Raw genomic sequence first — 11,512 nt, forward strand, 5'->3', positions numbered from 1 at the left:
TCAGCCGCCTCCCGCGGTCGCGCGAACCGCATCCACCAGCTGCGCGGCGCCGAAGATCAGAGCGATGCCGATGATGATGGAGAAAGCCATCATCCACGCCAGCCGGCCCGTCATGGCGAGGAAGCCGAGAAAACAGACCGCGATGATGGCGAATGAGCGCGCTATGTTGCCCTGCAGAACGCCGACGAACCACTCCAGCACGTTTTCGACTGGTGCCGCCGATTGGGCGTACGCAGTGGCTGGCGCGAGAGCCATTCCGACCGCCGAGGCCAAGGCGAGTTTCAGGGCAAATATACCCGCTTTTCTGTATTCCACCCTTGGCTCCTTTCAGTTGCCGAAATCCATGACATGACCATCCTGCCAAGCGTCCTCGCTTGCTGGCGGCGCGGCCGCGAGCGTCTCGGATTTGGTCAGGGCGGACTTCTTGACGACACCGCCGAACTTCCAGCGGTTCAGGATTTTCACGATGTATTCCGCCGTCTCCGGATTCACCGGAATGCCCTGCGCCTTGTAGACGCTGTTGGGCCCGGCGTTGTAAGCCGCCAGCATCAGTAGCGGATCCTGGAACTCGTCATAGAGTGACTTCAGATAGCGTAGGCCAGCCCGGACATTTGCCTCAGTATCGCAACGGTCATTCACGCCGAGATCGGCCGCCGTGCCCGGCATCAGCTGCATGATCCCCAAGGCTCCGGCCTTCGACGGACCCTGACTGGTGCCGAGATCGCTTTCGGCCCACGCAATTGCCTCGGCCAGATCAGCGTCGAAACCTTCCTTTTGCGCGATTGAACGCACAAGTTGGGAGACCTCAGCCCGATTTACGGTCCTGCACGCTCGCGGCCTTTGCCCCCCGACTGCGGCAAGGGCTTGCGCCGGCGTTGCAAAGGCGATTGCGACGCGGTCTGATGCCAGGTCCCGGCCGTGCGCCTTGAACGGCATCGTGGCGCCACAGAGGGTGAGCAGAAGAGCGAATCGAGTGTTCATACTGTCGCCAAAATTTGACACTTTACTATGGCTACACGCAGCCCTAGTAAAGTGTCAACACGATATACACCGCGAGGACGGATTTCGATGAAACAGACGGCCCTGTACACGATCTTGCTGCTCCAAGGCACCGTGGCCTATGCTGCTGGCGCCGACGTCCCGAGCCCCTTCGCGCAACCTTCGGAGCACTACCTGCTTCAGTTTGCGAAGCCGGGCGAAAAGGTGTTCGTCTACGAGCGCTACGATGCGAAAGGCGCGCTCTTTCAGCGCGATGCGGCCGCTCTCGTCGGGCGAGTTAAGGTGCCGTCTGCGACCGAGCGCGTCGTCAACGGCGTGACGTACCGGCTGCGCGGCCTTGCGGCCTGCCCCAAACCGAAGATCACGTACAAGACCCAGCAATGGGACTGCGCAAAGGCGGCCCAGGACTATGAAGAGACAATCTACAACGATCGTGCGTCTGTCGTGCTTTGCAAGACACTTGTTCTGCAAAGCAAGAAGGGCGAACCCGACGCTGTGTCGTGTTTCTCTCTCGTGGGTGCGGGCAACGCAAACGACCCGTACAACGTCGCCTACGACGATGACGAAATGGTTTTCTTCGACATGGCGGCAATCGGACGCAACAAGGATGGCAAGTCGCTGCGCCCCGATCTGGAGCACTCCGCCGACCTCGGTGGACAGTTCCAGGAATGAAGCGGGCGAGGCTCGCAGTGCTGGCCGCATTTGGTTTGTGCGCATCGGCACAGGCCCAGGATGCATCGGAGTCTGCCGTTCCAACGCCCCTCGCAGTATCGAAATCGGCTCAACTGCTGACCGGAGATACCTGGCGAGACGGAGATCACCTTTTTCGCCTCTATGGCGTCCAGTCATGTCTTCGAGGCACATCAGCCGAAGAGCCAAATGGGAACAAAATCGATTGCGGGAACACATCGCTGGCGCATCTGGCGGCGCTGTTTGATAGCGCGGCGGTTACGTGCCAGCCAATCGGCTACGCCCTGGACAAGGCGGTGTTTGTCGTATGCGGTGCGCAGCTGAATGGCGCAACAATTGATGTTGGCACCGCCCTCATAGCGACCGGATACGCGTTTGCCGCAACGACAGCGAAGGGCAAAGCCGTCAATGAGAACTACCTCGTCGCGGAAATTAACGCTAAGATGAAACGTGCAGGTCTGTGGAGCACGACGTTTCAGCATCCTGTTCAGCTGCTGCTAGAGAAGCAGTCGGAGAGACAACAATGAAGCACGACGATGAGGCGCACAAATATTACTATCCCGTGGAAGGACGCACTGACGGCGCCATCGGCGATGCTATCGCTCTCATCGCGATCATCTTGGTGCCGGCAGGAATCTATGCGGCCTGGAATACCGTGGCCTCATGGATTTCAGCGCTCTTCTCCTAGGATTGCAGTTTCGCGAAAGAACCGAGCAACGCGCGAAAATCGTCGACATCAAGCTCGCACCAGTCGTTCCCCAACAACCGCCGGAAATAAGCTGCCTTCATTTTCATCTCAACGACATCGGCCACCGGCGCAGCGGCCGCGCGCCGACGCGCGAAAGCCTCCTCCGCCATCACCGAATCCAGTCGCCGACCGATCAGGGTCGCGTCCGGCCCGTCGGCCCTCATCCGTCGTCTGCCGAGACGTTCAACCATGGCGACTGCATGGCGATGCGCCGCGAGCAGATTCGCGACCCCATCGGCCTCTTCCATCACTCCGTTATTACAGACCACTTGAATGGGCATCGACCGGCTCCATGCGCATGACAATTCGGTACCCTGGGCAGGCGAGATCATCCCTCCGCTTCTCTGGCTTCCCCTGTTCGCTAATGAGGTCACACTACCCTGCCACCAGACAAACGTTTCGGTTGGCCGGCGGTTTGCAAAACATCCCACGAAACAAACGTTTCCAGCCTCTCCAGCGGGTCACCCGTCATTCTATCTCTGCCGTGCCGGCCAAAATCGAGTTGATAAAAACGTTGATTGAGGACGAAGGCACGATAGGGTACGAAGCCTAGCGAAACGGAACGAAATTAGAGCCTATAAGTTGTTGTTTAAGAACGGAAAGTTATTTCTCCCTCCGCCGAGAGACGGGAGTGATTTCAAAGAATTATTCAAACGACTGGCGGCGGCCGGTGCGGGTCGACCGTTGGACAAAGACGGGTTTCCTGCTGGCCCATGGACGCCCGAACTCCTTGCAGAGGCGATTTCACTGATTGATTCCAACCGGGTTGGGGTCGATCTGCGAACGGTGCAGCTTTGGTTTCAAGAGAACGAGAAGGGAATTAGCGCTGCCAACATTCGTTGGCTGGCGCGGGTTTTTGGATGCGATGATCCGGTCGCAACTAGCGAATGGCAGATGGAGCTTAGTGAGGCGCAATCGCGGTTATCGGCCAAGAGACGAGAATGGAAGAGAGCCGGAAGCAGCGTTGCTCAGGAGATCCCAGATACGGCAGTGACTGCGACCATCGATAACGAGACAGACTCCCCGGTAGAGCTGATACTGGATACTGACCCCAAGGCGCCGAGCCGGCGCTTTAGTTTGGCGAGGAAATCGGAGGCGTTTTTTAGTCGCGGATCTCCCCTGAATTTACCGGCGTCGGTGTTTGCGGGTGTCACCGCGCTTGGGTTTTTGTCGTATCTTACGGGGATTCACAGCGTGACGTATGGCCGGGCGGATGGCATCGTCAAGCAGGTCGGGTTTCTTTGGACAGCGAATTGGACATTTGTCTTCATGGTATTTTTACCACTGTTTTTTGCCTTCGTGACCGAGCTGGTGACCTTTTGGAAAGATGAAGGTCGCCCAAAGCTTGTGGCGCAGGGCGACAAGATGGAAAGCGACGATGCCTGGGCGCGCACCGTACAAGCTTCTTCATATTCATATTGGGCGGTTTTTTTGATTTGCGTGGTGTTCGCCGGTCTTTTTCAGTGGATCGGCGTGTCTTTGATCCCGTTGCTCAAAGGGGGTGGCAACTATGCGACGGATTGGGGCTCGTTAGCGATTGTGCGCCCTGAGGTTATATCGGTGCCGGAAGCGGTCGTGTTCACGGGACTCGCTTACCTGTATATGTGCCTCTGTTTTTATCTGTTCTTCGTAGGTCTCATTTTGCTTTATACCGTGATCCATGATCTTTGGAAGACTGGAGAAGCAGCGAATAATCGACCCGAGGTTGACTATCAACACGAGCTCCATGAAACCAACCTAAGGGTTATGCGTGCGATTTTTCGTTGTACTGTTTTGGGGTTTCTGATCGCCATAGCCATGAAGCTCCAGAGTGCTTACCTGACATCGCGTGGAGAGAATATTGTGTCTTGGTTGGTCGGCGATATGTCTAACGCCTTTTATGGGCACAATGATGTGAGCGCCGGGATCATCTACCGTAGGCCGACCCATTACAGTAGCCTTCTTATCGCTATTTCGACCTGTGTGGTATTTGTGTTCGGCTCTATCCGTTTAGGTGTCGAACGTCGGTTTTCTATGTCTTTGTGGAGGATGTCAGCGATCGTAGCGTTACTCGTGGCTAGTTACTTGCTGATCGATGCATTTTCTGGCTTTTCGATCCTTCTGGGCGTTGGAATGCTGTTCGCAGTATACGGCCTGTTTGATCCAGGGTTGGGGCGAGGGCAAGCGAGTAAGTTAGGAAACAATCAGAGTGTATCATAGTTGGCTTGATCGTTGGGATGAGCGGCGGGCACGACGCGGTGAAGAAGGGAAGAAACCATCGGATTTCGCCCTTGACGCCGAACTCGCCTTTCCAGGTGCGGAGAAGATAACAAGTATCGAGGAATTCTGTGCCCTTGCGGACCAGGCCGTGGCTGATCCAGCCTTTTTCGATGGCCCGAATGTGAGTGATCAGGGGTTTGAAAGGCTAGATTGGTGGCTCAAATTTCCATCGGACATTTCTACTGATATCAAACAGAACAATGTCGTCTCGGCGAAAATCACAGAAAGCGGATCGTTCGATCAGGCGATGGTGATTTTTCACCATTGGAATGCAAGCTCCCGGAATCGCCAGATCGCCAGTTTTTTCTCGAAGCGTGGCATCACGGTTGTCGAGATCGCCATGCCCTATCATTTCGAGCGCAGCCGTCCCGGATCCCTGCACGCCGATTATATGCTTAGTGCCAATCTTGGTCGAACGATCCAATCCGTAAGGCAGGCAGTATTGGACGGTCGAAAACTCATACGTTGGTTGAAGAACGAAGGCTATCGCGAGATTTCGGTTCTCGGAATGAGCTTGGGTTCCTGGGTTGCGGCCATAGTCGCAACACACGACTTGGCTGTTTCAAAAGCCTCTTTGTTTCTGACGGCGGGGAGTCTAGCGGATATGGTTTGGACGGGCCGTGCGACACGATCGATACGCGATAGCCTTGAGCCTGAGATTGAGCTGACCGATCTCAGAAGGGCCTGGGGTCCACTTAACTTGGAGAACTACGCGCATAGTCTGGCACGACCTGATCTCGATCTTCACGTTGTGTTGGCCAAGAGAGACAAAGTGGTGTTGCCAGAGCTATCGGAAAGCTTCATGCAGAGGCTGAAGGACGTCGGTGCTAGGCCAACTATTTTGAAAATGAATTGTGGTCATTATTCGCTTGCTATCCCACCTTACATTGTGTTGGCCGGTCTGAGCTTGAAGCGGTTTCTGTCGCGCGCTGACAAGTCGGCCCGGCGAGCATGAGTTTGGCTTTGGCCGGTCAGTTCACCAGCAAGTTCTCTGGCGGGCATCACGACACAAAAGTGATGAATGTGGGGTCGCCACCTACCGGAACCGACCCCGACAAAGGCGCAGGCATGACCCCGGCAATTGTCACCACGACACCCTTCTTCTCTAAACGCGCCGGCAGGTTTGACGGCTTGTTCTCATAGGGTTTCTTTTCATCAGCAAGCATTCCTCGCGCCGGCACAGTCGCCCATGTCAAAGTCCCGTTATCATCCCCGCCGCTAACGACGATGACGCCAGCGGCCGCACAGCCGCGGCGGGGGCGCTAGTCGGTCGCGGGCCCGACCGCCAGGGGCAGAGGAGCGATGCCCGCTGGGCCGAATTATAGGGCCCTTAGGAACAGTCGTGGGGCGGCTAGGTGTCGGCTCTGCCAGGCGGGATCGTTTCGGAAAAGAGGAAGGTCGCTGGATCAAGTTTTAACGCCTTGGCAATCGCGGCAATCGTGTCCACGCTGATGTTGCCGCTCGCGCGTTCCAGTTTCGTGAATGTCGCCTCCGCCACGCCGATGAGTTCGGCCATCTCATAGCGGTGCAAAGTACGTCGTTGTCGCTCAAAATCGATGATATGCGCCAGCCGCTTGCGGATCGCATTGTCGTCCAACCGATGCGCCCATTCCGGAACTTTCTTACCGCCGGCGAGGAGTCCTGCAAAAGACATTTGCAAGCCGTTTGCCATGATCTGCAGCGTCGTCAATGTGACATTATTTTTCTGACGCACAGTCTGAATGTACGTTCGGTAGGCGAGTTTCTCACCGTCGGCGGTCCGAAACAGCTCGGCCATATGCATATGGGATAGGCCACGTTTGGCTCTCTCCCTCTCAAGCGTCAGAGCAATGTTGGCGCGCAACGGGTTATTGACCAGGCCTTCGTCGTCTCGTTTCATAAATCGATGTAGTCGCACAAACCTGCCTTTTCGATCTGTCCTTTTTCGCGCGGATCATCCATAGTAAACTATCAAATCTGCAGCGAGGAAAAGGCTATGACCATACTCAAATTGATACTGGGGGGTGCCGTCGCCATCGCGAGCGCCGCAGCTCTTCCATCTCAATCAAAAGCGTCGGAATGGGGCTGTCAGGTCCTTCTATGTCTTTCCGGCGATTGGCAAGGCACCCCCTCGTGCCACCCGCCAATTTACAAGTTGATTGCGGCGATGGAAGCCCCGGGTTTTAATTGGCCGACCTGTCCGCAAGCCAACTCCAGCGCGGCGAGATTTGAGAAGTATGAGGATTGTCCGTCTGGCTGGCAAGCAGTTGGCAGCTCCGAATCCGATCGGCCGAGCTTAGGTCAAGAACGAAACATCTGCCGCATCGCGGCCGATCGGCTCTCTTTGCCCGTCGTTTTCAAAAACAACGCCCTCGGCGGGCATCATGGAGACGGATCACGTCAGGTCCAAATCGAAATCGACGGTAAGGTGGTTGCGGCAACAATCCAGACCGCGGGGAACGATGGAGGGCATTCCCTTGGTAATGGTCCGACCTACTACACCATCCCTCGGCCGATGCGCGGAAAGCCCTGGTTCCTCGAGTATGATGACGCGAACGGCGTGCGCCAGAAAAGTTGGTTCAATCTCAACATGCCTTGAGCCAGGCGATCACGCAGGACGAGGTACTATTGGGTCGCAATTAGGGAGGTTTGTAGTGTTCAAGGCGCTTCTCCTGTCTGCTGTGATTATGAACACAGGCGCAGTGTTGGCGGCGGCTGGTCAGAGCGACAAGCCGCGATCAAGTGTGGACAATCCTATGTGGCCCGCTTCACTGAAATGGGACTGCAAGACCGCTGCCAAAATCGTGTGTGAGCGTGATGGCAGTTGCTCAGTGGCTGGGGACCACACTGGATTTGTGCTGAACTACGGGAGCAACGAAGCTGAGTTCCCGGCCAGCAATGTCAGGATCAAACGCCACTATCAGCAAACAGTGCAGGCAAGCCCTTTGCAGCAGGAAGTCAAGGTCGAACTGGCCGACAATCGCGTTCTCTGGCTGACGGCCGTGGATGCCAGCCGCACTTATTCGGAAGCGTGGGTCGGCGCAATGAGCGAGCTGAAGGGTGGCGCTGTACTAATGGAATCTGAGGGAGTCTATTGCATGCCGCACAAGTGAGTGCCGGGCGGGCGAGCGAAGGCCGACACAGTCTGGTCTGAGGCGCCAACCTCGGTGTTTCAGAAAACGGCGAGTCGTCCCATTCAGATTCGTCATACGATGAGGCAGCTTAAGTATTCTCTATATGTCAGCCCAAGACAATAACGAAACGGGACTGGAAAAAGCTAATCATTTCTTTTGGGTTGTCTCAATAGGACTTCGCGTCGACCAATACCTACTTTGGTAGATTAACGTTTATTGGTGAAAGTCGCGTAATATAGCTTATGGAACTTCGAAATTGCGCAATGCCTGGAAGAAGAATAAGTAGCATCGCCCGCATCCATCAGCTTTTGTTTGATTGACAGATTGTCTGACGAATTATACCCTGCAGCCCTCTGGCTACCTCGGTTGGACCCGCATCGGGGCCGGCGCGTAAAACCATATGCCTAGCCGCTCCTGCGCAACCAGCGGGAGGCTATTTCGACCGACTGGAACGAATGACTATGACCGGGAAAATCAATGTATCTGAGGCGTTCTCGCAGTTCGAGGAGAACTGGCGCCCAAAAGTCATCGCGACGCTTAATGGCCAGGAAGTTAAGGTGGTGAAGATCAAGGGCGAGTTTCCCTGGCACTTCCACGAGAACGACGATGAGTTCTTCATGGTGTGGAGCGGCCGCCTGCGCGTGGAGTTCCGCGACCGCGTTGTGGAGATGGGCCCCGGCGAATGCGTCGTCATCCCCCGTGGGATCGAGCATCGCAGTTGCGCGGATGTCGAGACGGAATTCGTGATCTTTGAGCCGGCCAACGTGCTAAACACGGGCAATCTTGGTATCATCGACACCTATACAGCCCCCAACGGCGTTGCCGTCTAGCGCACGCCGGGAAAGCGCCGGCGCGCTGGCAGGGTGCGGCGCATGCTTTTGATGGGCTTATCGGCTGCTCGCGCCATCTAACAAGTGAAGCTTCCCCAACTTACTCCTTCTGACAGCTCAGAAATGCGGCATGCAACGCGTCGACGTCGACCTCCCCTTTTTTACCGATCACGACAAGACTTGAGCAATTCGGGGCGTCTGAAGCGCGCTCGCAAAGATCGAGCGACCACCTCGGACCTACGACTTGCAGCAGGAACCATCGACCCGGTTGGGGGTCCAGGCGGATAAAGCCTTTGACGCGCAGCACACCGACGGGAAAAGCTGCCGCCAACGCGCAGATCCTTTTGCGGTCAAGCAGTCTATCGGCCGTCAGCACATGGCTCTCGAAAGTATCGGAGGCCGGTAAGCTCGCTTCGACAGCGGCGAAGCGGGATTTGGTAGAAATGCCTAAAATAACCTCGGCGGGGATTGCACAACGGACCGCTGGCAGGAGCCTCGCCGCCGGTGCGACGGTCGACAGCAGGTGTGAGATCGCCGCCAGGTCCTCCGCGCCTGCAATGTCGATTTTGTTTAGAACAACGAGATCAGCAGCGCGGATCTGCCCTTCGGCCACGGGCCCCGCTGCAGCATCAGCAACCGTCCGCGTGGCAGCATCGGCGTCCACTACGCAAACCACGCCATTGAGCCGCAATGCCGAATTGGTGAGCGCGACCTGAAGAACACCATGTGGCTCAGCGATGCCACTCGCCTCCAGTATTATTTGCGTGGGAGGCTCGTCGCGCATCGCGAGTTCTCCCAAGGTGGCAACAAGCCCGTTGGCGAGCGTGCAGCACACACAGCCATTGGCAAGATCGATGCTGTTGACGTCCTCGCGGCTGACAAGCTCGGCATCGATATTTACCGAGCCGAAATCATTGACGATGACTGCCAGCCGAATGCCATGATCCTGTGAGAGGAGAGAATTCAAAAGCGTCGTTTTTCCGGCGCCAAGAAAGCCGGTGACGAGCGTAAACCCGATCGATGCCTTACGCGCCGGTGGTAACTTTGCCGCCGACACTGAGGCATGTCCGATGCCGAGCAACATCTGCCAGGTGTCCGCCAGTTGGTCGCGGCGTCTGCTTTCGAGCTCCGCAAGGTTGCCTTCGTCTCTCATTTTGCTCATCGGGGCCCTTCCATACCTAGTCAGGCTGGCTGCTTTAAGCCGCCGAGCACTGTCCCCCAGATAGGGATGTGGCGGATACGATCGACCTCTACTTCGAGCGGATCTTCCTCCAGAATGGCGAAATCCGCCAGTTTACCGACCTCGATACTGCCCACCTCGTTTTCCATCCGTAGAATATACGCGGCGTCAATGGTGATCGCCCGCAAGGCCGCATCTCGCTCGATACGCTCGTGCGGCGCAAATACCGTCTTTCCGTCCTGAACAATGCGGGTCATGGCGATCCAAGCGGCCGTCAACGGATGCAGCGGCGCAACGGCAAAGGCATGATCGGAATGGAACGCGAAGGGCACGCCTTCGCGCTCGAGCGTGCCCACGCGCGCAGTGGCTTCCGCGCGATCAGGGCCCAGCCCTTGCGCGGACTGAAGTTGGCTGCGCGTGTGCAGGTAATAGATCAGAACGCTCGCAGCGCCGCCTAGTGCCTTGAGACGACGCGCCTGCTGTGTAGTGCTGATAAGGTAGTGTTCGATCGTGAAACGATGGTCGAAACGGGGAAGCCGACGCTGCAACTCGGCAAGTGCGTCAAGCGTGGCGTCCACCGCTTCATCGCCATTAGCGTGCACGTGGAGTTGGATACCGCGTTCCCAGTAGGGCATCATCCGGTCTGCCAACTCCTCCCAGGCGTCCTGGCCCCGCAAGCCGTTGCCGCCGTCCAAATAGCCGGGAAATTTGAGCCTAAGCGACATTGCCTGATAAGAGCCGTCGGTCCAGAACTTCACGCCGTGAAACCTGAGCTTCTCGTGGAAGTGGGCCGGGGCGAGGCCGGCGATGAAGTCAGGTGTTGCTTCGCCGTGAATGGCGCGCAGGCCGAACTCGCTGGGGGTGAGAACCATTCGCAGCGGAAAATCGTCGTCGAGCACGACCTGCCTGTGATCGCGCAATTCATCGTCGAAATTGGTGACACCGGTCCCCATGTCTGCCGTGAGCGTGATACCGGCGCGCTTGGCGGTGGCGGCGAGCTTGCGCATTCCCTCCCGAGCGCGCTGCGGATTAAGCATCTCGCGCCGAAACGGCTCCATCGCGAACCGGGTCGCCTCAAACTCGATGAACTGGCCATTGAGGCGCCCGTCCTCAAAGCGTCCGAGGCCGTGCATCTGCATCTCGTCGGTGGCGCCAAGCTGGTCAAGCATGGCGCTGTTTACGTAGAGGTAGTGGATAGCATAGGAGAGAACCCAAATCGGTCTCGTTTTCGAGATTCCGTCCAGGATATCCCTGTCGATTTGACCGCCATGGAACGCGGGATCGAAACCCCATGCAAACAGCGTCTGATTGGGATCCTCCATCGAACGATCGATCTCGCGCAGGCGCTCGAACACCGCTTCGCGCCCTTTGACCGCCGGCTCAAGCCACGTCGGGGAATCGATCGGACCGATATAGTTGAGGTTCACGACGCAGGCCGACCAGTGAAGGTGCGTGTGGGGATCGATCAGTCCGGGCATGATGATCTTGTCAGCGAACGTGTCGTCGACGACGTGGGGATAGCGCTCCAGCCAGGGCTTGATCGTCTCCATCGTGCCGACGGAGACGATCCGACCGTCGCGTACGGCCACCGCGCTCGCCTCCGGGCGGCCGGGATCCATGGTGATGATCTTCTTGGCCTGATAGACGCGGATTTCTGACATTTTGGAATCCTCCCGGACGACCATTCAGGGCC

The 11,512-nt window shown here is 57.0% G+C and carries 15 protein-coding genes; 8 read left to right on the top strand and 7 right to left on the bottom strand.

The window, feature by feature from the left end; genetic code table 11:
- Entirely contained in the window at positions 1 to 315 is a 315-nt protein-coding gene (locus P9230_RS22260; protein ID WP_278055733.1) for a TrbC/VirB2 family protein, read from the bottom strand.
- A 12-nt stretch (positions 316 to 327) separates the two neighbouring features.
- The gene (locus P9230_RS22265; protein ID WP_278120817.1) at positions 328 to 792 is read right to left on the bottom strand and encodes a lytic transglycosylase domain-containing protein; all 465 of its coding nucleotides are present in this window, start codon (positions 790 to 792) and stop codon (positions 328 to 330) included.
- 276 nt (positions 793 to 1,068) lie between these two features.
- Between P9230_RS22265 and P9230_RS22270 the strand changes: the two genes are divergently transcribed.
- The 3 genes from P9230_RS22270 to P9230_RS22280 are packed head-to-tail and all read left to right on the top strand — an operon-like array spanning position 1,069 to position 2,377.
- On the top strand, positions 1,069 to 1,671 hold the full coding sequence (locus P9230_RS22270) for a hypothetical protein (RefSeq protein ID WP_278055735.1): 603 nt from the start codon (positions 1,069 to 1,071) through the stop codon (positions 1,669 to 1,671).
- The gene (locus P9230_RS22275) at positions 1,668 to 2,216 is read left to right on the top strand and encodes a thermonuclease family protein (RefSeq protein ID WP_278055736.1); all 549 of its coding nucleotides are present in this window, start codon (positions 1,668 to 1,670) and stop codon (positions 2,214 to 2,216) included. The genes P9230_RS22270 and P9230_RS22275 overlap by 4 nt, the downstream gene beginning before the upstream one ends.
- Positions 2,213 to 2,377, top strand: a complete 165-nt coding sequence (locus P9230_RS22280; protein WP_278055737.1) for a hypothetical protein — start codon at positions 2,213 to 2,215, stop codon at positions 2,375 to 2,377. Before P9230_RS22275 ends, P9230_RS22280 begins: the two co-directional genes overlap by 4 nt.
- On the opposite strand, the gene P9230_RS22285 is transcribed toward P9230_RS22280, so the two are convergent.
- Entirely contained in the window at positions 2,374 to 2,718 is a 345-nt protein-coding gene (locus tag P9230_RS22285) for a hypothetical protein (protein WP_278055738.1), read from the bottom strand. The genes P9230_RS22280 and P9230_RS22285 overlap by 4 nt on opposite strands.
- Positions 2,719 to 3,022: 304 nt before the next feature.
- Between P9230_RS22285 and P9230_RS22290 the strand changes: the two genes are divergently transcribed.
- Both P9230_RS22290 and P9230_RS22295 read left to right on the top strand, forming a co-directional pair.
- Positions 3,023 to 4,636, top strand: a complete 1,614-nt coding sequence (locus tag P9230_RS22290; RefSeq protein ID WP_278055856.1) for a hypothetical protein — start codon at positions 3,023 to 3,025, stop codon at positions 4,634 to 4,636.
- Positions 4,626 to 5,651, top strand: coding sequence for an alpha/beta hydrolase family protein (locus tag P9230_RS22295; RefSeq protein ID WP_278055739.1), 1,026 nt, complete (start codon positions 4,626 to 4,628; stop codon positions 5,649 to 5,651). The genes P9230_RS22290 and P9230_RS22295 overlap by 11 nt, the downstream gene beginning before the upstream one ends.
- Positions 5,652 to 5,697: 46 nt before the next feature.
- Here P9230_RS22295 and P9230_RS22300 read toward each other — a convergent pair whose 3' ends face one another.
- Together P9230_RS22300 and P9230_RS22305 are read right to left on the bottom strand one after the other, a co-directional pair.
- Positions 5,698 to 5,862 carry a hypothetical protein gene (locus tag P9230_RS22300; protein WP_278055740.1) on the bottom strand — a complete coding sequence of 55 codons (165 nt, stop codon included), beginning with the start codon at positions 5,860 to 5,862 and terminating at the stop codon, positions 5,698 to 5,700.
- A gap of 185 nt (positions 5,863 to 6,047) precedes the next feature.
- Entirely contained in the window at positions 6,048 to 6,575 is a 528-nt protein-coding gene (locus P9230_RS22305) for a helix-turn-helix transcriptional regulator (RefSeq protein ID WP_278055741.1), read from the bottom strand.
- Positions 6,576 to 6,671: 96 nt separating this feature from the next.
- Here P9230_RS22305 and P9230_RS22310 point away from each other — a divergent pair, with 96 nt between their 5' ends.
- The 3 genes from P9230_RS22310 (at position 6,672) to P9230_RS22320 (ending at position 8,639) form a co-directional block, all read left to right on the top strand.
- Complete coding sequence (locus P9230_RS22310; protein WP_278055743.1) at positions 6,672 to 7,274, top strand: hypothetical protein; 603 nt, start codon at positions 6,672 to 6,674, stop codon at positions 7,272 to 7,274.
- Between the two features lie 55 nt (positions 7,275 to 7,329).
- Positions 7,330 to 7,788 (top strand): hypothetical protein, encoded by a 459-nt coding sequence (locus P9230_RS22315; protein WP_278055745.1) that lies wholly within the window; start codon positions 7,330 to 7,332, stop codon positions 7,786 to 7,788.
- A 482-nt stretch (positions 7,789 to 8,270) separates the two neighbouring features.
- Positions 8,271 to 8,639, top strand: a complete 369-nt coding sequence (locus P9230_RS22320; RefSeq protein ID WP_278055747.1) for a cupin domain-containing protein — start codon at positions 8,271 to 8,273, stop codon at positions 8,637 to 8,639.
- A gap of 100 nt (positions 8,640 to 8,739) precedes the next feature.
- Here the strand turns inward: P9230_RS22320 and P9230_RS22325 are convergent, their stop codons facing one another.
- Positions 8,740 to 9,801 (bottom strand): GTP-binding protein, encoded by a 1,062-nt coding sequence (locus tag P9230_RS22325; RefSeq protein ID WP_278055748.1) that lies wholly within the window; start codon positions 9,799 to 9,801, stop codon positions 8,740 to 8,742.
- A gap of 20 nt (positions 9,802 to 9,821) precedes the next feature.
- Positions 9,822 to 11,480 (bottom strand): amidohydrolase, encoded by a 1,659-nt coding sequence (locus P9230_RS22330; RefSeq protein WP_278055750.1) that lies wholly within the window; start codon positions 11,478 to 11,480, stop codon positions 9,822 to 9,824.
- Between the last annotated feature and the right edge of the window lie 32 nt (positions 11,481 to 11,512).

The sequence above is a fragment of the Mesorhizobium sp. WSM4887 genome, from assembly GCF_029625865.1.
Classification (GTDB): domain Bacteria; phylum Pseudomonadota; class Alphaproteobacteria; order Rhizobiales; family Rhizobiaceae; genus Mesorhizobium.

What these genes read in the sequence shown, in the direction of transcription:
- P9230_RS22275 (WP_278055736.1), top strand. Translation starts at nt 1,668, where the DNA reads ATGAAGCGGGCGAGGCTCGCAGTGCTGGCCGCATTTGGTTTGTGCGCA.
- P9230_RS22285 (WP_278055738.1), bottom strand. Translation starts at nt 2,718, where the DNA reads ATGCCCATTCAAGTGGTCTGTAATAACGGAGTGATGGAAGAGGCCGAT.
- P9230_RS22280 (WP_278055737.1), top strand. Translation starts at nt 2,213, where the DNA reads ATGAAGCACGACGATGAGGCGCACAAATATTACTATCCCGTGGAAGGA.
- P9230_RS22305 (WP_278055741.1), bottom strand. Translation starts at nt 6,575, where the DNA reads ATGAAACGAGACGACGAAGGCCTGGTCAATAACCCGTTGCGCGCCAAC.
- P9230_RS22330 (WP_278055750.1), bottom strand. Translation starts at nt 11,480, where the DNA reads ATGTCAGAAATCCGCGTCTATCAGGCCAAGAAGATCATCACCATGGAT.
- P9230_RS22300 (WP_278055740.1), bottom strand. Translation starts at nt 5,862, where the DNA reads ATGCTTGCTGATGAAAAGAAACCCTATGAGAACAAGCCGTCAAACCTG.
- P9230_RS22310 (WP_278055743.1), top strand. Translation starts at nt 6,672, where the DNA reads ATGACCATACTCAAATTGATACTGGGGGGTGCCGTCGCCATCGCGAGC.
- P9230_RS22325 (WP_278055748.1), bottom strand. Translation starts at nt 9,801, where the DNA reads ATGAGCAAAATGAGAGACGAAGGCAACCTTGCGGAGCTCGAAAGCAGA.
- P9230_RS22270 (WP_278055735.1), top strand. Translation starts at nt 1,069, where the DNA reads ATGAAACAGACGGCCCTGTACACGATCTTGCTGCTCCAAGGCACCGTG.
- P9230_RS22320 (WP_278055747.1), top strand. Translation starts at nt 8,271, where the DNA reads ATGACCGGGAAAATCAATGTATCTGAGGCGTTCTCGCAGTTCGAGGAG.